We start from the raw sequence: 25,139 nt of genomic DNA, 5'->3' as shown, positions 1-25,139 counted from the left end.
CCTTGAGACCGGATTACAGTCGGGGCAAAATTTCGGGCAGTAGTGAGGCGGGAATTTTAGAAAGTGCCTGGTTTTGTCCTTCCAGTCCAAGCTGGCTGTAGCAGGCGCGCAGGGTTTGCAGGATGCAGGTGACAGCCGTTTGGCGCAGATCGGACTGCTGCTTCCAGCGTTGCAATGCTTGCAGGTGATGGTGCAGGGCTTGCTCCAGGTGGGAAAGCTGGTCTGCGGTGGCTAAACCAAGCTGAAGATCGGTAGCAAGCTGATAGTGGGCAAGTCCCTGGTTATTGTGGGTGGCAGCTACGTCAAACGAAATGACTCCCGGCTGCTGACCGAATTTCTGCGAGAGCTGCTCGATCGCTTCCAGAGCAGTCTGGTATGCCCCAATTGCTGCCTGCAAATATTCCATCCGATCGGCAGGCGGATCAGTATGGTTTGCCAGATGCCAGAATGCCGTGCCCAGATTGTTTTGCGTCGCAGCAAATGCAGCCGGAGCCGTGGAGGGAGTGCGATACTTTAGGGCAATTCGATACGCCGAAACTGCCAGCAAGAGCCAGTCACGCGGATGCTCATACTGTGCTAGATTCCAGAACGCCGTACCCAAATTATTTTGAATCATGGCAAAGTTGAGCGGGTCTTGCGCTGGATCGTAGTAGTGCAGGGCTTCGGTGTAGGCGGCGATCGATCGCTTCAGGTTGTCGAGCGGCTGCTGATGCTGTGCCAGATTCCAGTAGGTGGTTCCCAGATTGTTTTGTGTTGAGGCATAGCGCAGCGGGTCAGATTCCGCCGGACGGTAGCGCAGGGCTTCTTCGTAGGCTTTGATCGACTGTTGCAGCAGGGAAGCCGTGTTGCCATAGCGGGCAAGATCGCCATAAGCCGTGCCCAAATTGCTCTGCACCATTGCATAATTCGCTTCCTGCTCAGGCAGCCGAACCCGATCGAGGGCAAGGTGATAGGTTTGCACGCTCTGTTCTAGATACTGCTGCACCGTTGCCGGCCCTTGCCGCTGCATCAGGCGTCCCAGCATCCAGTACAAATTGCCCAGATCATTCAGCACGTCTACCCAGAGCAGCGACGCTTCTGGCAACCAGATCAAACACTGTTGATAGGCATCGATCGCCTGCTGATACAGTTCGACTGATTCTAAGCCCTGATCAATCTGATCGCAGTACAAATTACCCAAAAGCCGATAGGCAGTTGCCATCACCGCAGGCGAAACAGACTGACGCTGATAGGTTTCGATCTGCTGAAGCAGTTCCTCTGACTGCCAGGGGCGCTCGAGCAGATTAGCGATCAGGGTTTGCTCAACAGAGGCAGGGGCAGTAGTGTCTGAGACGGTGATAACGGGGGCGGCTGTCTCTTCGGAAAACTGCGAAGCGATCGAATTAGAGGGCGTTGACTCAGAAGCGATCGAATCGGCAGTTACGTCCTCGGTGGGTAAGACAACGGCAGGCAAGACAGCAGTTTTTGCTCCTGGCTCCCCAGATGACAAAGCAGGGGTTTCTTCAGCTTCATAAAGCTGGCTTAAATCTTGCGCTAGGCTCAACCAGGGATTAATGAACTCTGCAAGTTCGGGAACTGCCGTTTTGCTGTCCTGCTCCTTGCTGTTTCCGGTTTGATTTTTGGAAGACTCACGCTCTGCTTCAGATCGGGCTTCGTCCTGTAGGGGTTTGGTTAAAGGCAGCCCGGAGGATTGGGCGATCGAAATTCGCTCCGGTAAAATTGCGGCGAGCGGAGTGGGATCACCCGTAAACTCAAACACCCCTGTCCGACATTCCCAGAACTCTGGCATAGACTCTGGCAGCGTTTGAAACCATGGCTGCGTTAGCCACAAAATTACCCCTGACTCAACCCAGCGCAGATTTCGCTCTACGCCCTGAAGATGGGTCAGAAAAATCCGCTGGACGCTAGCAGGCTGTCGCGTGAGTTTCTCCGTTCCCAAAATCTGGAAGACGGGCAATGGGGCACGCCAACTTCCCTGCCGGGGCGGGGGAAACTGCTGAAGCCACTGGGCAATTTGACCGATCGGACTAGGATCGTTGAGATCCAGATGCAGGCTGACAATGCGTGGATAAGTGCGCTCTGGACTGGCAGGTTGAGCGAGATTTTGAGCGGCACTAATCGTTTTGCTGCTTGTTTTACTTAAGTCTGCCTGAAGCTGAGCCGCTAATCGATCGCGCAGCGGTAAATCATCGCACACAGCGATAAACACCTGACGACGTAGTTTGAGGCTCAAGGCGACTTTCAGGCGTTGGTAAGTTTGCTGATTCAGTCCAAGAATCGTTCGGTAGGGAATTTCTGTCATGGTAGGGAATTCCAATTGCACCCGCCGTCGGCGTATATTCCCTATACCTGGTTTTGCAGTGCCGCTCAGGATAGGCGTAAAAAATTACTGTAACTCGATCGACTTCAGTTCAACAGCAAAAAACCAGGCATTCCCCCAAAGAGCACCTGGCTTTTATTTAGAAAAGATTCTTTTGCTTTTAACTAATGTTCTTGATAAACGCCTTTAACAAAACACTTTGAAAAAAACGCTTTACAGAAACTTCCCAGACGCAAGGGCAGTGTTCTTGCAACAGGTCAGCCCCTTAGGAAACCGCAACCGCAATCGCCAGCAGCCCGCCAAGCAGCGCAACCGCGACGACAGCCAAGACGACGTATTGAACCTTTTGCTTCTGCGTCGGAGCCTCTGCCTGATAAACCTTCGGCTCAACCGCAAAGTTATTCAGACGACCGCCTTCTTCGGTGGTGTATGGCATATTTATTGTTCCTTCGGAAATTTAACTAATTGTAACAAACAATGACAATCTTGTCGTCATTTTGCCAGTCAACGGTTACCCTTCCCTCTGCCGAAAGAAGTACTGCTGCCAGTGGAGAGGGGCGGTTTGCGATCGAGACGAAAAGGCTGCATTACAGTAGAAAATAGCCCACATCAGGGCTAGCTGTGATTGTGATAAATCAAAAATCAAGCAAATATTCTATGAGTCCTGATTCTTCTATTTCTGCATCCGCCCCGAAAACTGACGTTGCTCAACTTCATGAGCCGCAAGAGTGGGATCTGCGGGATTTGTATCAAGGTTTTGACGATCCCAAGCTTACGCAGGACTTAGAATCGCTGCGCCAAACCGCTCAGACCTTTCGATCGCGCTATCGGGAACAGGTGGCTCAGCTTTCCCCCGCTGAAGTTGCCGATGCCCTCAAACAGCTCGAATCGATCGCTGCCCAATCGGGCTATCTGTACTCCTTTCCGTCGCTAGTTTTCTCTGCCGACACGCGCAACACAGAGGCAAAACAGTTTCTCGATAAGGCGATGGAAGCTCTGACGGAGATTGAGAATCAGCTTTTGTTCTTCGATCTAGAGCTTCAAGGCATTGACGAGGCAAAGTTTAGCGAGCTTCGCGCTGCCCCCGAACTGCAAAACTACCAGCACTATCTCGATCGCATCGCCCAATTCCGACCGCATACCCTTCCAGAAGCCGTCGAACAAACCCGCAACCAGGACAGCCTCACCGGACGGCAGGCATTTATTCAGCTTCGATCGGTTCACTTGGGCGAACAGGAATACGAGCCTGTCACTACCCCAGACGGTAAAACCGCCAGCACCGAAGCTGAACTGGGATCGCTGCTGTTTCATCCCGATTGCAATGTGCGCGATGAGGCATATCGATCGGTGCGAAAGGTGATGCAGCAGCACAACTCGCTATACGGCTATATCCTCAATACCGTGGCGCAGGATCACCGGATGGAAAGCCAGATGCGCGGCTACTCCTCCACATTGCACAAACAGCTTTTAGCCGATGAAGTGTCTGAACCTGTCTTCCGCGCCATTATGGAGGGAACGCACGATCGCTTTGAGCTGTTCCAGCGATATTACAAACTAAAAGCACAGTCTCTCGGACAGCCGATTCGCATCTGCGATATTTACGCTCCCTGGACAAGTGATCCGGGTTCAGTTGCCCCGATTCCCTACCAGAACGGCGTTGAAACTCTGCTTGCAGCACTAGAGCAGTTTGATGTGAACTATGCCCGTCGCGCCGAAGAGTTCTTTGTGAAAAACTGGGTCGATGCCAAAGTGCGTCCTGGTAAGCGGGGCGGAGCTTTTTGCGCCTACAGCTACGGCAAACACAGCTATCTGCTGCTGTCCTACACCGAAGACTATAGCTCGCTGTTTACCCTGGCGCACGAAATGGGTCACGGGCTGCACTTCGCCTGGATTGACGATCGCCAATCCTATTTCAACAGCAATCCACCGATGGTGCTGGCAGAAATCGCCTCCACGTTTAATGAGCTATTGCTGCTGGACTATTTGCTGAAGCAAGCGGCAGACGACAAAACGCTAACCAAAACCCTGATTACTCGTCAGCTCGAAGATCAGCTCAATCTGCTGTTCCGCCAAAGCACGATCAGTCGATTGGAACTAGCGATTCACGATCGTGCCGCGCAGGGCAGTTTTGATCACAAGTTTGTGAACGAGCAGTGGATGAATCTGTATCAAGAGCTTTGCGGCGATGCGGTAGAACTCCTGCCGGAGCATCAGTATGACTGGGCACGAATCGGGCATATCTACTTCAAGCCGTTCTACTGCTACCAGTACACCGCCTCCAACATCGTCAGCCTTGCCTGCTACCAGAAATACCGCGAAGTTGGCAAAGACTTCATCCCCGGCTATCTGGAACTCCTGGCATCGGGCAGCAGCCTCGATCAGGTAACGGCTCTGCGTCAGTATGTGGATGTGGATATTGAAGACCCAACCACGATTAAGAACGCGCTGAACTACGTGGAAGGTTTGCTCGATCAGCTTCAGGCTGCGCTGTAGTTATTGATTTGTAATTGTTGATTTGATTATTGAGGGGGTGGGTTTAGGGCGATCGTCTTTCAAGGCTTTCGGAGAACCTGCCCCTTCGTTGAATCCAGCTTTCCTGTAATGTGGGATATTCGACAAGCCCTTCTGGAGTATTGAGCAGAAGGCAAACTTTCTCTATTGAACGCTCTGATGGTCTTTATCCACACCTGAATCTACAACTGATAGAAATTAGCTGATAGAAATTGAGTTTAGAGTCAAACAGTCTTTGTTTGACCTAATCCTGGCTGACAACTTAGCTTGTCTAATGAGGGCCTTCATGACCAACACTATGCGAGGAATAGTTTATACGCCGGATTCTGATTTTCATCCCAGTAGCGATAGCCGAGCGTTTCTAGAAAAGCTTGCCACTCGTTCATTTCCTGAGGGGGAACCTGCATGCCGACGACGATTCTGCCGCAGTCGGAGCCGTGGTTGCGGTAGTGGAACAGGCTGATATTCCAGTTTGGACTCATTGAGGTGACAAATTTCATCAGTGCCCCCGGACGTTCGGGAAACTCGAAGCGGTAGAGCAGTTCGTTTTCTGCCAGCGGCGATCGTCCGCCGACCATGTGCCGCAGGTGCAATTTTGCTAGTTCGTTATCTGTGAGGTCGAGGGTTTTGAAGCCGCATCCTTCAAAGGTTTGCACCATTCGAGCGGCATCGGCACGGTTCTCGATCTGCACCCCCACAAAGATATGCGCTTCGCGATCGTCTGCAATTCGGTAGTTGAACTCGGTTAAGTTGCGTCTGCCGATACATTCGCAGAACTTTCGCAAGCTGCCCCGCTCCTCTGGAATCGTGACGGCAAAGATGGCTTCGCGCCGTTCGCCCAGTTCTGCCCGTTCTGCCACAAACCGTAGGCGATCGAAGTTCATGTTGGCTCCGCAGGCAACCGCAATCAGCGTTTGGGACTCGATGCCTTCACGCTCCACATACGTTTTAGCGGCTGCGATCGCTAGTGCCCCGGCAGGCTCGAGGATCGATCGCGTGTCTTCAAACACATCTTTGATTGCGGCGCAGGTATCGTCGGTATCAACCAGGATAATTTCGTCTACATACTGCTGACAGAGCCGAAAGGTTTCTTCGCCCACCTGCCGCACTGCAACTCCATCGGCAAATAAACCCACCTGCGGCAGTTTGATGCGCTCCCCTGCCTTAAGCGACTGATACATTGCATCGGCATCAACAGGTTCAACGCCAATAATTTTGATTTCAGGATGAAGTCGTTTGACATAGGCAGCAATACCCGAAATGAGTCCACCGCCACCGATCGCCACAAAGATCGCATGAATCGGCTGCTGACACTGGCGCAAAATTTCCATGCCGATCGTCCCTTGTCCGGCAATGACATCCGGGTCGTCAAAGGGATGGATAAACGTCATTCCCTTCTCGGCTTCAAGCTGACGGGCGTGGGCATAGGCATCATCATAAGTATCGCCGTGCAGCACCACTTCTCCGCCCCGCGACTTCACCGCCTCAATCTTTACCTGGGGCGTGGTGATTGGCATGACGATAATCGCACGAGTTCCGAGCTGCTTCGCCCCCAGTGCCACACCCTGAGCATGGTTGCCTGCCGACGCCGCAATTACCCCCTGTGCCAGCAGATCGAGCGGCAACTTTACCATTTTGTTGTATGCGCCGCGCAGCTTAAATGAAAAAACCGACTGCATATCTTCTCGCTTCAGCAGCAGACGATTATTCAGACGGCGAGATAGGTTTGGCGCATAATCCAGGGGCGTTTCCTGGGCAACATCGTAGACGCGAGCCGTTAAAATCCGTTCCAGGTAGTCAGAGCGCATGAAGGTTAAAGAATTGCAGATCCCGCTGGATGACAATTTTACGCTACTTGCGCTGCCACCTGTGATCTGCCGTCTTGTTTCTTTATTCCTTCATCGCATTAAGATGCCATTACCTGGCTTTAGCGATCGGCACCACGTTCGCCGTTTCTCCATTCCCATTTCTTTGGCCAATGCTGCTTAATTCAGACGAATGCTGCAAGTGCTGCTGCAACCTGACGATCGCCCGATAGTTTCCTTCCACCAGTTTAGGGATCAGGCGAAACTGAGCTAGAAGTTTTTCTAAGTGATCGATCCGGCTCTCCAGGGTTTCGGTGTCTTGTTGGGCTTGAGCAAGACTATTGATAATCGCCTTGCCGTGTTCCGCAAAATTTTCGATTGGAACCAGACGATTTTCTAGCACAGCCAAGGCTGGCTTGAGTGCTTGCACCTCTTGACTGAGAACCTGATTCGCCTGCTGCAACTGATGATTCATCTGTTGATTGATCTGAAGCGACGCGTCGATCGCCTGTGGATCGATTGGATTAATTCGCGCTTCAAGCTGGTTAATTCGGTTCTCCAGGCGGGAAAATGCTTGAACTAACGCTTGAATAGGCGGTTGGGATTGATTCTGAAGCTGGTTTTGCTTTAAGGAAGCCTCGATCGCATTCAAGCGTTCCTCCAAAGAGTCTGCTAGGGCAGCAGTTGCCTGATTGCGATCGTAAGCTTGCTCCAGTAAGGTTCCAAGTCTGGCAACCAGAATTTCAACGGTATCAGGAGGAGATTCAACAGGAACCTGATCTGCTTTTTCGCCAGAGGGCGATTCTGGCGGCGCGACGGGTGCAGTAGCTTTGGCTTCCAGACTGCGGTTGACAAAATGAACCAGCCAGTTTGCGGCTGTCATAATTGTTTGTTCAACCACAAGCTGCGTCATCGTCGTGGGCGTTGGGCTCGGGCTGAAATCTGCCGACGGTTGAACCTGCTGAGCGGTATTCTTGCTGAAGAATTTTGGTAGCCAACCCATAATGAACACTTACTGGATAACGGTTGATATGGTTAATAGACGAGACAGGCAATTAGCGATCGGATGAACCGGAATCGACCGGAACAAGCCGATACAGCGTTTCAGACTTGGGTGAACTGACATCGCTTCCAGCAGACGAACTCGTTTCCGCATCCGTGTCGCTGGTCACCTGGCTCACTGTGTCGATCGTGTTTTCCACAGCATTCTTCACCGTGTCTCCGACATTTTCACCCACGGTCTGATTCATGGTTGCAGCGGTGTCCTTAACCACGTTCACCGTGTTTTGGACTGTGCCGTTTACATCAGAAGCAGTGGTCTTCACCGCATTAACGGTTTCTTGCACTGTCCCGCTGACTCCATCCGCTGCATTCTTGATGCTGTCTCCGACGTCCTTAACCGTGCCATTGACTCCGGTTGCCACGCTAGAAATAGCATCTCCGACCCCGCGGAGGGTTTCATCAACGCTTGTTGCCGCCTTCTTGACGGCATTTCCGGCTCCTTGCACGGTCTGATTAATGCGATCGACCACGTTCCGGTTTGATAACGCTCCGGCAATTCCGCCCAGCGTTGCCCCAACCAAAACACCGAGTGCAACTTTGCCCAATCCAGACCTTGCTGCTTCAGAAGCCTGATTCAGTTCAGTCTGATTGATGCTTTGGCTTGTTTCCTGATCTATCGCCTGATCCATTGCCTGATCAATCATCTGATCAATGGCCGGATCGATCGCCGGACTAATTCCGTAATCAGTACTGCGCTCTGTGTTTTCCACAGAGTTTTCCACAGCTTCATTAATGCTGACCATTGTATTGTCCTCTGCGTCGCTGATTAACTCACCCGACTATTCGCTGAAATATTCACTGGATTTTGCTGATTCAACATCAGAAAACGGGTTGTCCTGCATCAGAATCTGCGGATTCTCTTCTTGCAAGATAATCAAGTCGGGCAACGAGGATTCTCCCTGAGCAAGAGCCTCTTCCTCGATCGCCTCTAAAATGACTGCCGCAATCATGTCTGCTTCGCCCTGGTCTGCCGACAGCAAATCCGACTGTTGCTCCATGCTGCTGCCTGCAAACTGGGAAGCATTTTCCATCGAGGACTGAGCGGGCTGACCGACCGATGCAACCTGATCGGACACTTTTTGGCCTATTGCTCCGGCCGACTGGCTGACCGATGCAACCTGATCGGATACTTTTTGTCCTGCTGCCCCGATCGCTTCAGTAGTCGATTGCACTGCGCTAGAGGCTACGTTCCCAATCTGCTGTGCTCCTTCTACGAGGCCTTGAGTCGTATCCTGGGCATTGCCAACGACCGCATAGCTAATTCCGCCACCGATGCTCTTGGCTGCGTCTCCAACGCCTTTTGCTGCCTGACTCAATCCCGTACCGATCGTTCCAAACGCGCTCTTGGTTCCTTCAGCAGCACGATTGAACCCTTCAGAAGTTTTCCGGCTAGCTAAAGCGGCTGCAAGCGACCCCAGCGTACCGCCAATCAAGCCGCCCAGCAGAACTCTGCCTAGTGCAGGGTTCATTCCTTTCAAGGGGGACTGAGTTTTAGACGGCTGCTCAGTACTGGTCGGCTGGACGGGAGTCTGAACAGGAGTTTGAATGGGAGTCTGAATGGGAGCAGAAGCAGAAGGCAGATGAATATCGGTGGGCTGTTGAATTGGTTGAGTTGATTGAACCGTGCTTGTTGCTTGAGGAGTTTGCTCAAACTGGCTAGAAGACTGTGGGTTACTCATCGGATTTCTCTCCTTAACTTTGCATTAAACTTCGACAATTCGATCGCTAGATAATCTGTTACTGTCGTTACTATCAAACAAATGTCGTTGCTATTAAACGAATGGATGGCACGCGGTAAGTCATTCTCAAAGACATCCTCAAGCTAGAAGCTTGTTTCTCATTACGAGTTTCTGATTGCAATGAGAGTGCAGGCGATGAAAATGCACTTGAGAAAATTCCTCTTGAGTTAATTAGGCTAACTAATAGATTAATTAGGCTAACTAATCGTGAGACTTTGTACGCTTGCCAGGTGCGATTACTTATAACCTAACCATTCAATCCGAAAACTATCCTGTCCAAACGGTATAGATCGTAGAAATTTGAGTTATTCAAAGGTAAGAGTTTTATTTCTCACCGCTTTTTATTGCTGAATTTCTTCGCCTTCTACCGGGTTTGGTGCAGCATGAGGCAGAGCAGGACGATCTTCATCAGGAATTCGGGTCGGGACATCTAATTGTTTTCGCGCCGTTTCTTCCGCCATTTGCCGATCTTTTTCGTCTGTAAACTGACTTTCATCAAGCAAACTATCACTGGTTGCTGCCTGATCTCGCGTTGGCGGCGCACCATTCTTCCATCGGTATTTAAAGTCCATCTTGTAGTCCCTAAATCAGATAAATGAAATGATGAGCTCACGCTAAGTCACGATCGTTTGACCAGCCTCTATCAAAGGGTGACTCTGGTTAAATTGCTTTGTTCAAAACATGTCTTAACACTTCAAACAAAACTTTAAGCAATGGGCTTCAGAGTCCTGCATCGCTCCCTGAATCTTCCAGAACTGCGGAGCTTGAGTGGATTGGCAGTCTTGCACCATCAGCGATTGAGAGGCTTTGAGGCTTTGAAAGCACACCCTGGAGGGATGAGTTCAATTCGTTTTTGGATCAGGAGCGTTCTTGGTAGCTACTAACAAATGTGTTAACAAACACTGACAAATAACAAATACTGACCAATAAGGAATAATAAGGAATTCGCTAACCCACTTTCGCTAACTCACTAAAGGAGAACATTAAGAAGAAAAAGCAGATTCTTTTATTAATCTTTTATTAACCTTTAATGGTAGTGAAAATCAGTCGATAAAGGAGCGTTTCAAGCTGATTCCCTAGGAGGACGATCGATGTATCTGCTGGTAGAGCCATTGCTTAAATAAAAACATTAAATTAGAAACATAAAACAAATCATAAAAAATAGGATAAGTTCAATGGGTATGCAAATCGGTACAGAGACAAAAAACAGTTTTCATCTTGATAACTATCAGTGGCACTATCGCGCTCTACTGATCTTTTCTCCGACCGAGCAGGATTCTGATTTTCAAGAGCAAATTATGTTGCTTAGAAGAGAACAAGGCGGATTGCAGGAGCGGGAGTTAAAACTGGTTTATCTTTTTCAGGATGGAGAGAGCCACGCCGACCAAACAGCAATCTCTGAGCCGATCGCCGAGCAGATTCGAATGCAATTTGCCGTGGAGCCAGATGAGTTTGCGGTGATTTTAGTAGGCAAAGATGGAACTCAAAAGCATCGCTATGCAAAGCCAATTTCAGCTAGAGAGCTGTTTGCAGCGGTCGATGCGATGGCAATGCGCCAATACGAGATGCAGCATAAACGGTAATTAATCTGACGTTAAAAAGTCAAAACGTGAACGGCTAGAAGGATCTAGGGCTGAATTGGGCATCCTCAGCGGAGTTCGGTTGGGCAATTCCCTGCATTAATCTGCAATAGAAGAATCTATCGACCTCTTAAGCTAGAGCAGTACGTTTTGATGCTTCAGGTTTTATTTTGTCTGCAACTTATTCAGCTCATCCCAATCTCAATCGGGCGGTTCTTCAGCTTGCGCTGCCAACGATCGCCCAATCTTTTTTTCATACCCTGTTCTATTTAGTCGATCGCGCCATGCTAGGGCACTACAGCACCGATGCGCTGGCGGCTTTTCGATTAACGAGTCCACTGCTCTGGTGCATTAGCGGTTTGCTGTCTGCGTTTTCGATCGGCTCGGTGGCACTAGTTGGGCGAGCGGTGGGGGCAGGCGATCGGACTCTGGCAACGGCAACGGTACGGGCGAGTTTGGTGTTTGCCCTGGGAGTGGGAATTGCAGCAAGTGGGGTGAGCTGGCTGGGACTAGACAGGATGCTTACCCTGTTTCCGGGTGTCACGCCAGAGGTTTATGACGCTGCCAATCACTTTCTGAAGATCATTCTCTTTGCTCTGCCATTTGATCTGCTGGCAACTACGGCTGCCGCAATGCTGCAAGCTGCCGGAAATAGCCGTACGCCGTTTGTTGTGGCGGGCATTGCCAATTTGGTGAATTTGGGCATTGATTATTTGCTGATTTACGGTCGCGGCGGATTTCCTGAGCTGGGCGTGGCTGGAGCGGCGATCGGCAGTGCAATTGCGATGATTTTTAACGCCGGATGGCTACTGTGGGTGCTGAGTCGGCCGCAGGGGGTACTGAGCTTTATCGATCAGGGTAAAGCGTTGGTCTGGAATGCGGCGGAGCGATCGGCTTTGAGTCGGGTGATGCGGGTGGCGTTTCCAACATTGGGGGAGCGATTGTGCCGCAGCATCGGGTATCTGGGATTCACGGCGATTATCAGCAGCCTGGGCAGTACCGCAATGGCAACCCACGAGGCACTGCTAGGACTGGAGGCAATTTGCTTTTTGTCGGCGGACGGGTTTGGCATTGCAGTAGCAGCGATCGTGGCTCAGCGATTGGGAGCCGGAAAACCAGAGGAAGCGATGCGCGGCGTTTTTGCCGGAATGACGATGGCGATCGCGCTATTGGGCTGCTTTGCGCTGCTGTTTCTCGCAGTTCCCGGTGGTTTGCTAAGGATTTTCACCCAGGATGATCAAATTCTTGCGATCGGAATTCCTTGCCTGGCTATTGCTGCGCTAGCACAGCCGTTTATGGCAACTAGTTTAGTGCTAGAGCAAGCCTTGAGAGGCGCAGGAGCCACCCGCAGCGCATTTGTAATTGCAACGCTGGGCTGGTTTGTGATTCGGCTGATTGCCACTTCCAGCTTTGTCTGGGTGCTGGGCTGGGGTCTGGCGGGAGTCTGGCTGGGCTCAACTTGTGATTGGCTAATTCGGGCGTTTTTACTGCTGGTGGTGCTGCGGCGCGGAACGTGGCAAAAGGCGATCGTCTAGCATCGTCTAGCTCTGCAAGAATTTGATAAATCCACGTCAGAATTAAACATCTTTGCCCTGGCTGAATTTTCTATACTAAATGCATCATGAATTGCATCGAAATTCATTCCGAGACAATTCAGCATGATTCGTTCTTCTCGATGGGATCAGCACACAGCCGATGCTTTCTTCTGGCGCGTATATTCTCTCAAACCCATTCCCGACCGCTTAGCGTAATTATCGTTCGATCATTGAGGGTTTGGCTCTAAGCCTGAACTCGAAAAAGTTTGTCTGCTGAGTCTGCTGATCGAGTGAGTCAATGCAGTAGGTCAATCCGGTGCTCAATGTACATTAAGGAGAAAACGAAGGAGAGGACGGGAATATGGCGCTGAATCAGTATTACACCATGGGACGATCAGGGTTGCGGGTGAGCCGCCTGGCACTGGGAACAATGACCTTTGGAACGGAATGGGGCTGGGGAGCAGATCAGGCAACCGCGCAGCAGCTATTTAATACGTTTGTGGATGTAGGCGGAAACTTAATTGACACGGCGGATTTATACACGGGCGGAACGAGTGAGACGTGGCTGGGTCAATTTGTTGCAGAACGAAACTTACGCGATCGAGTAATCATCGCCACCAAGTTTTCCTATAATGCGGAACCCGGAAATCCGAATGCGGGGGGAAATGGACGCAAGAATATTTTGAGAGCGGTTGAAGGATCGCTGAAGCGATTAGGCACAGACTATATTGATCTCTACATTCTGCACACCTGGGATTGTGTGACTCCTGCCGAAGAAGTCATGCGAACCCTGGATGATCTGGTGCGATCGGGCAAGGTGCGTCATGTGGGTTTAAGCGACGTTCCTGCCTGGTATGCAGCACGGGCACAAACCCTGGCAGAGTGGCGCGGCTATGAGCCAATTTCGACGCTTCAGCTTGAGTATTCGCTGGTCGAGCGCAACATCGAGCGGGAGTTTATTTCCCTGGGGGCGGAACTGGGCATGGGCGTGATGGTGTGGAGTCCTCTGGCAAGCGGTTTGCTCAGCGGCAAATATAAGCCGAGTGACGGCGGATCGCTTGGCGAAGGGCGTTTAGAAACGGTGAAAGGCGTTCAGAATCCGGCGTTTCAAAAGTTGAACGATCGCAACTGGAAAATTGTGGCAGAACTGGAGCAGGTTGCAAAAGAATTGGGGCGCAGCATGGCGCAGGTGGCGGTCAATTGGGCTGCTTCTCGTCCAGGGGTTAGCTCGGTGATTGTTGGCGCAACGAAGCTATCTCAGCTTGAAGACAATCTGCGATCGTTAGAGTTTGAAATTCCGACGGAGCAATTGCAGCGATTAGAAGCCGTCAGCCGTCCTGAGCTTCAGTTCCCCTACAGTTTCTTTGGCTCCGAGATCCAGGGCATGATTCACGGCGGCGCAACGGTAGGACAAAAACCGACAGGCTATTATCCGAATGTTTTATTTGAATCGGGCGGTGCAGGGGTGTCCTGAGGACGAGTCGTTGACTGAAACCAATGATCGATCGCCTCACGTCATCCTTTCGCAATTTTGAAATTCTGCGCGATTTTGACATTTTGATAGGGGCAGTTGGTTCACAATTTCGATCCGTTTCAATTGACTCCTGCTTCAGGAAGAGAAATACGATCGCCTGGGTAGAGCTTCAACAAAATATCTAACTGCAACATCTAACTGGAGTTGGGTGAACAAAACCAAAATTATCTAGAAAATCAGATTGTTTGCAGAATTAAAAACTCAAATCTCTTGTCACTGAAAGACAGGACAAAGTGCCGTGTCTTTTGAAGTGGCTTGAATGGTAAATCAAATTATTTCTTCGTGGAGAAATCAGCATGGTATCCAAACTGGATGATACAAAGCGGCAGTTAATTGGTGAACGCTTAGCCGATTTGCTTACTTTTCAAAAACTTATTCTTTCAAATGACCAAAAGTTAATCGACGTTTGCCCCTACGAAGATATCCGCGATCGTTTGCAAAATATGCTCGAAGACGATCAAAAGAATCTGGGCATTATCGAAACGGTAATTGTTCAGTACGGCATTCAAGCAGAGCCGAGTCCTGCCACCCACATCTTTGTCAAGAATTTTGAGCAAATGATGGAGGGCGATGATTTCACCTTCTACCAAAAGCTGATTCACCACGAGTTGATGAAGCATGGTCAAGCTATGAGCGGCATTAATATTCACAAAGCGGCTCAGAAAGTAGGAGCAGACATTGAGGTGGCGATCGGTCCCCTGAATACCGTTAACTTTGAAGGTCGGGCACACCAGGAGCAGCTCAAAGGAATGCTCGAACAGGCAGGCGTGCGCGAAATGACCGGCATGGATGCCGATCAGGGAATTTGGGCACGAGTTCAGGATGCGGTTGCGGCATTGTCGGGCGTTGCGGGTAGCGTCATCACCCAAAACACCGATAAACAGGACATGAATATCCAAACCCTGATTCGGCTAGACCACAACAAAGTGAATACTATCTTCACTGAAATTGGCGCAACCAAAGATCCTCAGAAGCTGCAAGAATACTTCGGTCAGCTTTATAAAGACATCCTGGTACATGCGCAAGCCGAAGAGGAAGTGGTCTATCCTGCCATTCGATCGTTTTATGGCGATGAGAATACTCAGGAACTCTACGACGAACAGGCTGAATGGCGACCGATGCTGGAGGAAATCAGGGCGATGGATCCTGCTGCAAATGCCGACCTGTTCCGCTCGAAGATCAAAGACCTGATGACTCATCTGGGCGACCACATTCGTCAGGAAGAAAGCACCATGTTTGCGGCGATCGACAAAAATTGCAGCGACGCGCAAAAAGAACAAATGGCAAGCCAATTCAAAGAAGTGAAGCGCAAAATTCAGCAGGACATGATGGCTTCGGTGTAATCTTGCTGTTTAGTTTGATTGCTTAATCGACAGGCTTCACTGCTAATTACTTCTGCTTTGCATGTAGGTGCGTTATTCGCGTTATTGCGGTAGCGCACCTTAATTATTGAACAGCGGCAAACTCACCAGCAGCAGAATGAACTGACCCGCCAAAGCGAAAATCAGGGCTAAGGTTACCGATTTCTCAAGGACGGTTTGTCGAGCTGCCCTTAAAATTGAACCGCTAGCCCAAATCTTTGTCGTCGCCCTTAATCTTGATCTAGCAGGAAATTCTGGATAAACAAAATCGTCGAATAAAACTGAAAATCGATGTTTTGTTTTTTCGAGAAACCGTGTCCTTCGTCTTTTGCCACTAGATACCAGACTGGAACGTGACGCTGTTTTAGCGTGGTGACAATCTGTTCGGCTTCATTGAGCGGCACACGCGGGTCGTTTGCTCCATGAATCACAAACATAGGTTTCTGAATTTTGTCTGCGTTGTTCACTGGGGAAATTTGCAGCAGAAACTTGCGCATTTCTGGATCGCGTTCATCGCCATATTCTACGCGGCGTAAATCGCGACGATAGCCTTCTGTTTTTTCGAGGAAGGTAACAAAGTTAGAAATGCCGACAATATCGATCGACGCTCGAATTCGATCGCCATAGTGCGTTGCGACTGCGAGGGACATATAGCCGCCGTAGCTGCCCCCGGTGACGAGAATGCGATTGGCATCTAGATCGGGTTGGGTTTTAATCCAGTCAAGCAGTGCGCCAATATCTTGGACAGAATCCTCGCGCAGATAGCCGTTATCCAGTTTCAGAAAAGTTTTGCCATAGCCAGAGGAGCCGCGTACGTTGGGATAAAGCAACGCCACGCCCAATTCATTCAGATAGTAATTGCTCCGTCCCAGGAAAATGGGGCGAAACTGTCCTTCGGGTCCACCATGGATGTTGATCATTACCGGGCGTTTGCCGGAAAAATGAGCGGGAGGACGATAGAGAAATCCAGAGATGGGGCGATCGTCAAAGCTTTGCCACTGCACTAACTCAGGCTCAGAAAAGCTGCTGGTGTTCAGCCCGCCCGTTTCGCTTTCGGTCCAGCGAGCGATCTGTCCGGTCGTAATATCCAGCGAATACACATCGGCGTTCGATTGAGCAGAGATAAGCGTAAAGCCCAGATCGCGGTTGTTTTTGTGCCACTGTAAGCCAAATACTTGACCGATCGGCAGAGCAGGTAATGGGATTTCCCGTTGGGTTGTTGTATCGAATACATGGAGGACGCTAATTCCATTTTCGTTCGCCGTGAATGCGAGCAAGCGTCCATCATGGGATAAGCGAATTTGTTCAATATCCCATTCAATTGAGTTTGTTAAAAACGTATAGTCCTGCGTCTCCAGATCGAGATACGCTAATCGCAGAAACTCTGAATCCCGATCGCATACCACATATAAACCGTTGCGCTGTTTATCAAATACAACCGCCTGATAAGCCACGGGTTCGCCGCCTTTAGGCGTGAGCAGCTTTTTTTCTCCGGTCTGGGCATTCACCAGCCACAGATAGGTTTCGGTGATCGAAATATATTCAATGACGGCAATGTGGCGATCGTCTTCTGACCAGGCAGCCGGAAACCAGCCTCCCCCTTCTACCGTCATCAGCAATCGATCCTGTTCTGGCTGAAGCGGATCGATCACATATAGATCGGTATCTTGCTGGGTGCGACGAGTCGAGGTGTACACCATTTGCATTCCCGACTTTGACCAGATACCGCGACTGTTTTTTGAGGTTCCGTCGGTTAATAGCGTCACCTGGCCGGTTGCCAAATCGTAGCGATAGTTTTGGCTGAATTCGTTCCCGCCAATGTCTTTGCTAAAAACAAAATATTCGCCCTGCGTTGGCTGATAAGTTGCTCCGTTGACCGGTTCCGGGAAAAAGGTCAACTGCTTACGGCTGCCCAAAGGAAACTGAACCTGATGCACCTGTGCCGTTTGCCCAAACCGAGTGGAAATTAGCATCGAGCGCTCAACCGGATGCCAGCTTGAAAGACTTGCCGATCGAAACTCGGTGTAGCGATTAACGCTTTCGACGATCGATTGAGGAATAGCAGGAATGCCATCGAGAATCAGATTATCGTTAGGTTTAAGTTCAGTTTGGGAAAGAACAGGCATAGAAAACGGTGAATTGTTTGATGTAGATTATTTTAACGTCAGAAAAAATGTCTGGAGAAATGTTTAAGGAAATGAAAACGAAATTGGGTTTTTATTGAGTCTAAACCGCTTAAATTTGGTAAGTTTTCAGATATGCGGTAATCAGAATCTTGGTTTCAGCCACCACAGCCGAGCGCTGCTGAGAATCGCAGGTCATTGCCAGCCAGAGCAGTTCATTCGCTGCTTTGAAGACGATCGTGGCAATCATTTCGCACTGAGCACTCTCTAATTGAGGATTGCGTTGAGACAAAAAATTAGTTAGTCCCATCAACACAAGTTGGTCATATTCATTCATTGCGCTGGCAGCGGTTACGGTCATTTGATTGAGTAACGCTCTCAGTACAGCGCGATAGCCAGGACGCTCATCCGCAAACTGCTCAAACGCATCAATGATGCGATCGACATAGGTACTAATTTCCACTTCTGCCAGTTCGGTATGAAGCTGCAAAAACATTCGATATTCCTGCTCAAAATACCGATCAGCCAGTGCCCGCACGATCGCCGCTTTATCTGGAAAGAACTGGTACAGTGATCCGATCGGCACTTCGGCACGGCTGGCGATCGCCCGTGTGGTGGTTTGTTCATACCCTAATTCGATAAACACTTCCTCTGCGGCATCTAGAATCTGATGCACCCGTTCCTGGCTGCGGCTTTGCTTAGGCTGTCGTCGCATTGTGGAGGCTTTTAGGCGATCGTTTGCCATTTCATGGACTCCTTTCCTTGACAAAACATGAACAACGTTCGTATTTTAAAAATATGAACGTTGTTCGTATTTTATCCTGTTTTTCCTGGAGATTGCGCAATGCACCCGATTCATCGACTTGCCCATCATTTGCCTGCCCTCCCTTCTGGAACTAGCTTTCAGCCTGTCGTTCAAACAATGCGAGGAATCAAAGCATTCGTCACCCTTTTATTTGATGAAAGCGGCAGCCTGGAACCTGTGTGGGAACTAAGCAACAGTCTGCTAAATAGCCCAGCGTTTCAACTGTCGATCGCCGCCCTAAAAACAACGCCCGAAGCTGCTGCGATTCTGTCAGAACGATATGTGGCTCCACCGTATGATCTGGACGAACTCTTGCAGTACCCCCAAAACTCCCTCGGCTACGTTTATGCCTGCCACATGAAACAGTTAGGATTTCAACCCTTTGAGCCTGTGATGCCGATCGATTCGGACACTCACTACGTCGAATATCGCTGGCAAAAAACGCACGACATCTGGCACATTATTACCGGGTTTGATACGAGCGAAATGGGCGAAATTGGTTTGCAGGCTTTTTACCTGGCGCAGTTTCAGCTTCCACTCTCTAGTCTGCTCATTGCGAATGCGCTAATTGCCACAACGATACTTCAGCCAGAGTGCCTGAATCCGCTGCTGGAGGCGATTGCTCAGGGATATCAAATGGGAAAAGTGGCGAAACCTTTGATTGCCCAAAAATGGGAAACCGCCTGGGATAAGCCTGTGGATCAATGGCGCGAAGAACTGAATGTGCAGCCCGTTCGCCCTTAACCATGTCCTGTAAGCTTTTCTGGCAGATTGTTCGCCGCACCTATCCCTGGTTGCCACTCGTGATCACCCTCTGCCGTGCAGCTTGCTCAAGGGGGAACGATCGCCTGCGTGCCCAGATTCGATTCTGGAAACTCTACAGCCAGATTAATTTTGCAAACCTTTTAGCAATCGCGATCGACCTGACTCAACCCGAATTTTGGGTGTAAATTCAAAATTAAAGGGATGGAGGATTTGTCACACCCAATTTATCCAAGGTTTCTTCGAGTTTGATAATAAACTGCACATCTGCAGCCGGAAGCGCGTGACTTTCGCTGCCAAACTGGACGGGTTGAGCAGAGGGCTTGAGAATTGAAAACGCCTGCCGAAACTGCTGCGGGGTTGCCGGAAAGGGCGCGTCAAAATGACAAGAGATAATGCGTTCAAACTGCCAGCGAGACACCCGCTCTGCCCAATCGAGCACGGTTTGCGGCGACTGATCCAGAATCAGCGTTTGCAGAATGGGTGCAACAAAAGGACGACCGTTTCCCCGGAGCGCATCAAACGATCGCTTCCAGTCTTCTTTCCAATCAAACGGAAACAGTCCTAGGTAGCCTTTGAGAGATCGATCGGAGGCTTTAAAGGCATCGCGGATCGCCTGACCCAGACCCAGCGTTTTTAGCGTATCGGGCTGAAAGTAGACGGCAAACAGAGCAATTCTCTGCCAGCCTTTGCGGCGGTTTGCTTCAGTGTCGATAAACGGGTCGGTGGCTCGATTGCGGGCATGAAACAGGAGCGGATAAGGGTCATCTTGAACGATCGCCGGAGGTTCTTCGGGCACAGACAGCACGGTATCGGTAACGAGCAGTGTCCTAGATGCTTTGTGAAAGCAAGCCACTTCTTCAAAGCAGCCGCGCCCTAGGTCAATATGCAGCAACTCATAGTCAAACTCATCGCCAAAGGGAGCCAGATGACTTTCGGCAGGCAAAACGTGAGTTCGAGCCCGTGGAAACCCTAGCCAGCTTAAGGGCAAATTAAACGGAAAGCTCCACTGATGCGGCGGCACAAACACCTGCGCCTGGGGAAAGTGACGGGCAAAGGGCGGCACAAACACCTTATGCTCTAGCCCTGACGAAGTGGTGAGGAGAATATAGCGCACGGCTCCGTGTTCTGCTTCTAGTTCGCGCACCAGGCGAATGCACTCGCGGGTGGGGGCGATCGGTGAATACACGAGCAGTCCACCGGATTCCAAGCGCACGATTGTCATGCGAACCGGAACGATTGTATAAAGAATGCCCTGCAACTGGTCAAAAGTCCAGATCGTATTTGTGACGACCTCTCGCCGCAAGGTACGCCGCTTGTGATAGGGGTAAACTGGAACTAGAAACCAGTACAGCCAGGAATGCTCCCGGTTCTCGCCAGATTGCAGGGTAAGAGAAGAATTGTCTGAAGGATATGCCATGAGATTGCTCCTTCGCTACCGTCTTAGCCGTCTTAATTGCCGTCTTAATTTAGTATATCGAGCTGCGAAAAAGCAGATGCCTTCTTGCTCATCAGCATCTCTCTTTTGTAGAACTTACAGCCTCAAAACTTACGACCTTTGAGGGGGAACTTCTCTTTCCCAATGTTGAGGAACGTTGCAGAAACAGTCTATAAACTATTACAAATCCAGTAGGTGAATCGATCGGCCTGAAAAAGCAAATGATTAAACCCGATTAATCAGATATAGGATTAATCAGATACAAATAGAGATATAGATCGAAGTATTCTGCGAATGCAGACAAAAGCATTCTGCATAACGATTTACTCGTTAGTTTGATCCTCATTCTTTGACATTTTCACAAATATTTACCAGTCATTCAGCCATGACCGAGCAGCCTGACTCAATACTGACCGAGGAACAAGCGACTCTTCGGGAAACAGTAAAGCAACCGCCCTCATTGACTAAATCTCCCAATTCTGAAGCGTTGCACAAATCTGGACGCTTTGACTGGGTGCGGGGCATTGCCGGAGGAGTAGTCGATCGTGGTAAAGGCGTAGCTCGCTCGGCGGTGGCTGTGGGTGGAGCGGCAACTCAGCGGGCAGTTGGCTGGATGGGAGGGGTCACCGAGGGAGCTGGACAGGTTCTCAACCTTTTGGGTCGTTTGCCTTTGCTGCGAAATCCGTTTGTGCGGCGATTGGCAGGGGTGCTCAAGCTGGACTGGCTCATGGGCATGAGCGATCGGGTTGACACCAGCAAAGCGACTGCAACGGTGAAAGAGATGCAGCAGAAGCATCCCAACGAATCGCCCGGTCAGATTGCTCATCGATTAATGGTGAGAAAAGCAATGCAGGCAGGGAGTTCTGGCTTTGTCACCAGCCTTTTGCCTGGATTTGCCACCGCACTGCTCGCACTCGATCTGGCGGCAACCACTGCCCTTCAGACGGAACTAGTGTACGAAATTGCAGCTGCTTACGGTTTAGACTTAAACGACCCGGAGCGCAAAGGCGAAGTGCTGGGCATTTTTGGGCTGGCATTGGGCGGCGGTAACGCCCTGAAGGCAGGACTAGGCTTTTTGCGAAATGTGCCGTTTGCGGGTGCAATGATTGGAGCAAGTACAAACGCGACGGTTCTATATTCGGTAGGATATGCAGCAAGCCGATTTTATGGAGCAAAACTGCAAGCCACAGCCGATGAACCTAGCACTGAAACGCTACAGCAAATTCAGCAGCAGAGCGAGGAGTATCTCAATCGGGCGATCGTCCAGCAAGCGATCATGGATCAAATTACCGTTCACATGATTCTGGCAAGCTATCCCGACAAAACTTGGGAAGATATCTTCCCGGAACTCCAGCGATTGCAGATTGAATCGAATTCGCTGAAAACGATCGCCGCCAATATTCAATCTCCACAGCCGCTCGATCAGCTTCTAGAGCAGCTTGATTGCGATTTTGCCGTTTCTGTTCTGGCACAGTGTCGGCGACTAGCGGAAAACAATGGTACGGTTTCTCAGCAAGAGGCAGCAATTTTGCAGCAAATTGAGCAGAAGTGCTCTTCTAATATCAGTCTCTAGCAGCATTGCTAGCAATCAGCTCCCCAGGCTGGACGGCAAACTCGGTTGATTCGGCTCCGCGACGACCAATCACTTTGGCAGGGACACCTACAGCGATCGAATAAGGGGGAATGCTCTTCGTGACAACTGCCCCGGCACCGATCACGCTGCCTTTGCCAATGGTGACGCCATCCAGCACCCGCACCCCTGTACCAAGCCAGCAATCATCCTCGATCACAATGCCTTTGCATGTTGCACCTTGAGAACAAATTAAAGCATTGGGATCTGAAAAAATGTGGTTATTTGCATAAGCACTAGCGTGCGAAGCAATCATGCAATACTTCCCAATCTTGATGTCCCCAGGACCTGCCGCACAAAAGTAGGGACCGATGTACGTCATCTCCCCAATTTCAATACACCCGCCCAACGCTTGAAGATGGGCACCTTGATCAAGTCTCGATCGCGAGCGTAAAATAATGCGGCTCTTGGAATTTCCCCAACAGTTTAAATGGCTGTTGCTCTCGACTGCTGATTTCTTCTCGAAAAAAATTCCTTTTGCACCTGCTAGTTGCACCCCAGTTCCAATATTTACTCCCTCTTCAATTTGTCCTAAAAGGGAACGATAAACTAATCGACGAATCTTGTTTCCCAAGGTTAGCGGAACAGCACCAAAAATAGCAGTTAACAGCGCAGTTTTCCGCTGATTCCACACCACATCCCTGGGAAACTGAGCATCAAAAATCATATGATTTATCCTGAATCATTGCAGCAGCGTAGTAAATTAGACAGTGAATTAGATAGTTAAGAGCAAATGCAAAGGGACTTGAAACGGTAGTCGTTCAATTCAATACGCGACTGCTCTTGTTGCTGTAGGGGTCGAATAAAAAACTTGAAGTCTGGAGCGAATTTGCCGTAATACTCTGCTGCTGCTTCAGCCTTTGATAAATCTTGGTAAATTAATGCTCCTGCGGGAGAACTGCAAGTCGTTAGCCATCCTCGCCAAATTCCCTGAACCCAAGCCTGTCGATCGGTTTGAATCACGTACATCTTTTCCTCCACAATTCTCTTTATACGGTTGGAATAGGCTCTAATCTTAGAGTGACAAAAGACAATGAAATCGAAATGAAATCGAGCAATAAAATAGGATTTCAATCAACGAAATATTTCTTTACTGAAACCACTACGACTTCCTTCGTTAACACGATGTTGATACGATCGCAACTGAAATCTATCGGATGATTCCCGCTCACGCTCACCTGGTGACTAAGCCACTAATGGAATGAAGTAAAAGCTCGATCGAACAAAGTAAAAGTTCAGCAATAAACCTGCTTCTATTCAATCAAGTTGCCCTCTCTAAAGCTGCTGCTTAGGGACATCTCAACTCTACTTGCTGCCCTTTTTGGAATCATCAAACTTAGGTTGAATAAAAGCTGAACGAGTTAAACGCTCCCTGCTCGATTCTTCACCACGCAATTAGACTCTAGAGGGGAAAGCGCACCCGCCCATCTCCACCGAGAATTGCTTCTATCCTACGGTAGAAATTTTTGAACTCGATCGCACGAATTATCATCGCTACAGCAAATACCTGAATCAGGCAAAAAAGCAACCGCGAATTTTCTCTCGAATTTTCCTGAAGCAGCCAAATTTCTTTGTGAAAGAAGAACTATGAGAATCGGTTTTCCCTGTTTGTGACTGCACCGTGAAGGAGTTTAAGGAGTTTGGCGAGATGAGTCAGTTGTGTCTACTTGCAGCCAGTTTGGTTGCTCAAGGTCAATCTCCCGGCTGGCAGTTAGCCCTGCCTCCCACTTCTTTAGATTCTCCCCAATCGGATGCTTCCAGTTATGCTGACTTCTGCCGAACCCAGGGGAAGATTACGCTTCAAACTACAATGACGCAGGTCGAGCGCGCACCTTCTGGGGTCAGGCTGGTTTCGCAGCGACCTGAGTTTAGCCCGGCTTCACCTGTCGTTGGCATCGCGTCAAGTGTTAGCACCAGCATCCGCCCCAGTTCTGGAAGCCAGCTTTTCCACCAGCGAATTGCGGCTCTGCAGGTGGGTCGTCTGTATCCTCGCTTTCCGGTGAACAGCTTTCAGAGGGCTTGGCAAAACGCGGTGCGACAGCCAACCTATGAAGAATGGATCAGGCTGCTGCGGCAAGAGGCTCAGGTAATGGCACGCAGTCAGGGTTCCAATCGGCTGACGATTTTGTTTGGCGATTCCCTGTTTCTTTGGTTTCCAACCGATCGTCTGCCTAGCGATCGCTTCTGGCTCAACCAGGGCATTTCGGGAGACACCACAGCGGGAATGCTGCGCCGGATCTCCAGCTTTAATCAAACCCGTCCTGACCGAATTTATGTAATGGCAGGTATTAACGATCTGCGACGCGGGGCAAGCGATCAAACTGTGTTGAGTAATTTAAGACTTATGATCGAACGCCTACGGCAAGCTCATCCTAATGCGGGAATCGTAGTTTATTCGATTCTGCCGACCCGTCTGCCTGCCCTGCCCAGCGATCGAATTCGGCGGATTAATGCCAGCCTTGCCGCAATCAGCCGTCAGGAAGGCGCGAGCTTCTATGATCTGCAAACCCACTTTGCCGGAACAGATGGTATCCTGCGCCGCGAACTCACCACCGATGGGCTACATCTTAGCCGCCGAGGATATGAGGTCTGGCAGTTGGCAATGAGTATGCTGCGCTGAACATTTTGTTCATTTTGTTCTCAAAGCCGCCCCTAGTTCTCCAGTCCCTCAGTTTTCCAGTTCTCCAATTCCAAGATAAATTTGCCGTCTGGGTTTAAGCGTCTTTACGCGAATCGGTAATCTTAACGTATCCTATCAAAACTAGGAAAATTGAACGGCTCAGCGTGTAACGCATTAATCAAGGCAGCTTGATAGCGTAAAGTTGAAGTTTTAGAAAAGGATACCTGTTAGAGCATAAGCTTCAATGAAGAGTGCCATTGATGGCGGAGAATTGGGCTATCTTGGTTGGAAATAAAGTCAGCTACATTGCGATG

General features: G+C 49.9%; 21 protein-coding genes. 9 read left to right on the top strand and 12 right to left on the bottom strand.

What is annotated here, in order from left to right; all coding sequences use genetic code 11:
• Nucleotides 1-13: 13 nt before the first annotated feature.
• On the bottom strand, nt 14-2,302 hold the full coding sequence (locus NDI45_RS00430) for a tetratricopeptide repeat protein (protein ID WP_348245751.1): 2,289 nt from the start codon (nt 2,300-2,302) through the stop codon (nt 14-16).
• 283 nt (nt 2,303-2,585) lie between these two features.
• The gene (locus NDI45_RS00425) at nt 2,586-2,756 is read right to left on the bottom strand and encodes a ssl1498 family light-harvesting-like protein (protein ID WP_190794346.1); all 171 of its coding nucleotides are present in this window, start codon (nt 2,754-2,756) and stop codon (nt 2,586-2,588) included.
• Nucleotides 2,757-2,977: 221 nt separating this feature from the next.
• Between NDI45_RS00425 and NDI45_RS00420 the strand changes: the two genes are divergently transcribed.
• Nucleotides 2,978-4,813, top strand: coding sequence for a M3 family metallopeptidase (locus NDI45_RS00420; RefSeq protein WP_348245750.1), 1,836 nt, complete (start codon nt 2,978-2,980; stop codon nt 4,811-4,813).
• 314 nt (nt 4,814-5,127) lie between these two features.
• Here NDI45_RS00420 and ilvA read toward each other — a convergent pair whose 3' ends face one another.
• The 5 genes from ilvA to NDI45_RS00395 form a co-directional block, all read right to left on the bottom strand.
• Nucleotides 5,128-6,639, bottom strand: a complete 1,512-nt coding sequence (ilvA, locus tag NDI45_RS00415) for a threonine ammonia-lyase, biosynthetic (protein WP_348245749.1) — start codon at nt 6,637-6,639, stop codon at nt 5,128-5,130.
• A gap of 109 nt (nt 6,640-6,748) precedes the next feature.
• Nucleotides 6,749-7,639, bottom strand: coding sequence for a hypothetical protein (locus tag NDI45_RS00410; RefSeq protein WP_348245748.1), 891 nt, complete (start codon nt 7,637-7,639; stop codon nt 6,749-6,751).
• Between the two features lie 52 nt (nt 7,640-7,691).
• The gene (locus tag NDI45_RS00405) at nt 7,692-8,441 is read right to left on the bottom strand and encodes a hypothetical protein (RefSeq protein WP_190792092.1); all 750 of its coding nucleotides are present in this window, start codon (nt 8,439-8,441) and stop codon (nt 7,692-7,694) included.
• Between the two features lie 36 nt (nt 8,442-8,477).
• Nucleotides 8,478-9,377, bottom strand: coding sequence for a hypothetical protein (locus NDI45_RS00400; protein WP_348245747.1), 900 nt, complete (start codon nt 9,375-9,377; stop codon nt 8,478-8,480).
• A 401-nt stretch (nt 9,378-9,778) separates the two neighbouring features.
• Nucleotides 9,779-10,009 carry a bromodomain-containing protein gene (locus NDI45_RS00395; RefSeq protein ID WP_190792090.1) on the bottom strand — a complete coding sequence of 77 codons (231 nt, stop codon included), beginning with the start codon at nt 10,007-10,009 and terminating at the stop codon, nt 9,779-9,781.
• Between the two features lie 603 nt (nt 10,010-10,612).
• Between NDI45_RS00395 and NDI45_RS00390 the strand changes: the two genes are divergently transcribed.
• The 4 genes from NDI45_RS00390 to NDI45_RS00375 all read left to right on the top strand — a co-directional run bounded on the left by NDI45_RS00390 (nt 10,613) and on the right by NDI45_RS00375 (nt 15,429).
• Nucleotides 10,613-11,020, top strand: a complete 408-nt coding sequence (locus tag NDI45_RS00390; RefSeq protein ID WP_348245746.1) for a DUF4174 domain-containing protein — start codon at nt 10,613-10,615, stop codon at nt 11,018-11,020.
• Nucleotides 11,021-11,187: 167 nt separating this feature from the next.
• Nucleotides 11,188-12,552, top strand: a complete 1,365-nt coding sequence (locus NDI45_RS00385) for an MATE family efflux transporter (protein WP_348245745.1) — start codon at nt 11,188-11,190, stop codon at nt 12,550-12,552.
• 361 nt (nt 12,553-12,913) lie between these two features.
• Nucleotides 12,914-14,026, top strand: a complete 1,113-nt coding sequence (locus NDI45_RS00380) for an aldo/keto reductase (RefSeq protein ID WP_348245744.1) — start codon at nt 12,914-12,916, stop codon at nt 14,024-14,026.
• A gap of 356 nt (nt 14,027-14,382) precedes the next feature.
• Nucleotides 14,383-15,429, top strand: a complete 1,047-nt coding sequence (locus tag NDI45_RS00375; protein WP_348245743.1) for a hemerythrin domain-containing protein — start codon at nt 14,383-14,385, stop codon at nt 15,427-15,429.
• 248 nt (nt 15,430-15,677) lie between these two features.
• Here the strand turns inward: NDI45_RS00375 and NDI45_RS00370 are convergent, their stop codons facing one another.
• Nucleotides 15,678-17,573, bottom strand: a complete 1,896-nt coding sequence (locus NDI45_RS00370) for a S9 family peptidase (RefSeq protein ID WP_348245742.1) — start codon at nt 17,571-17,573, stop codon at nt 15,678-15,680.
• Between the two features lie 109 nt (nt 17,574-17,682).
• On the bottom strand, nt 17,683-18,315 hold the full coding sequence (locus NDI45_RS00365; protein ID WP_348245741.1) for a TetR/AcrR family transcriptional regulator: 633 nt from the start codon (nt 18,313-18,315) through the stop codon (nt 17,683-17,685).
• 99 nt (nt 18,316-18,414) lie between these two features.
• On the opposite strand from NDI45_RS00365, the gene NDI45_RS00360 reads away from it, so the two are divergent.
• Together NDI45_RS00360 and NDI45_RS00355 are read left to right on the top strand one after the other, a co-directional pair.
• The gene (locus NDI45_RS00360) at nt 18,415-19,119 is read left to right on the top strand and encodes a Coq4 family protein (RefSeq protein WP_348245740.1); all 705 of its coding nucleotides are present in this window, start codon (nt 18,415-18,417) and stop codon (nt 19,117-19,119) included.
• A 2-nt stretch (nt 19,120-19,121) separates the two neighbouring features.
• Nucleotides 19,122-19,325 carry a hypothetical protein gene (locus tag NDI45_RS00355; RefSeq protein ID WP_348245739.1) on the top strand — a complete coding sequence of 68 codons (204 nt, stop codon included), beginning with the start codon at nt 19,122-19,124 and terminating at the stop codon, nt 19,323-19,325.
• 8 nt (nt 19,326-19,333) lie between these two features.
• Here NDI45_RS00355 and NDI45_RS00350 read toward each other — a convergent pair whose 3' ends face one another.
• Complete coding sequence (locus tag NDI45_RS00350; RefSeq protein ID WP_190792081.1) at nt 19,334-20,557, bottom strand: DUF4336 domain-containing protein; 1,224 nt, start codon at nt 20,555-20,557, stop codon at nt 19,334-19,336.
• 403 nt (nt 20,558-20,960) lie between these two features.
• Here NDI45_RS00350 and NDI45_RS00345 point away from each other — a divergent pair, with 403 nt between their 5' ends.
• On the top strand, nt 20,961-22,148 hold the full coding sequence (locus tag NDI45_RS00345) for an EcsC family protein (RefSeq protein WP_190792080.1): 1,188 nt from the start codon (nt 20,961-20,963) through the stop codon (nt 22,146-22,148).
• Here the strand turns inward: NDI45_RS00345 and NDI45_RS00340 are convergent.
• On the bottom strand, nt 22,138-22,527 hold the full coding sequence (locus tag NDI45_RS00340) for an acyltransferase (RefSeq protein WP_277879143.1): 390 nt from the start codon (nt 22,525-22,527) through the stop codon (nt 22,138-22,140). The two genes, NDI45_RS00345 and NDI45_RS00340, sit on opposite strands and share 11 nt — an antisense overlap.
• A gap of 401 nt (nt 22,528-22,928) precedes the next feature.
• Nucleotides 22,929-23,174 carry a hypothetical protein gene (locus tag NDI45_RS00335; RefSeq protein ID WP_190792078.1) on the bottom strand — a complete coding sequence of 82 codons (246 nt, stop codon included), beginning with the start codon at nt 23,172-23,174 and terminating at the stop codon, nt 22,929-22,931.
• Between the two features lie 679 nt (nt 23,175-23,853).
• On the opposite strand from NDI45_RS00335, the gene NDI45_RS00330 reads away from it, so the two are divergent.
• Nucleotides 23,854-24,825 (top strand): GDSL-type esterase/lipase family protein, encoded by a 972-nt coding sequence (locus NDI45_RS00330; protein ID WP_348245738.1) that lies wholly within the window; start codon nt 23,854-23,856, stop codon nt 24,823-24,825.
• Nucleotides 24,826-25,139: the final 314 nt, after the last annotated feature.

This window comes from Leptolyngbya sp. GB1-A1 (genome assembly GCF_039962475.1).
GTDB lineage: Bacteria > Cyanobacteriota > Cyanobacteriia > Elainellales > Elainellaceae > Leptolyngbya_A.
The sequence above is the reverse complement of the archived record's forward strand: the minus strand, read 5'-3'. Positions and strand labels throughout refer to the sequence as shown.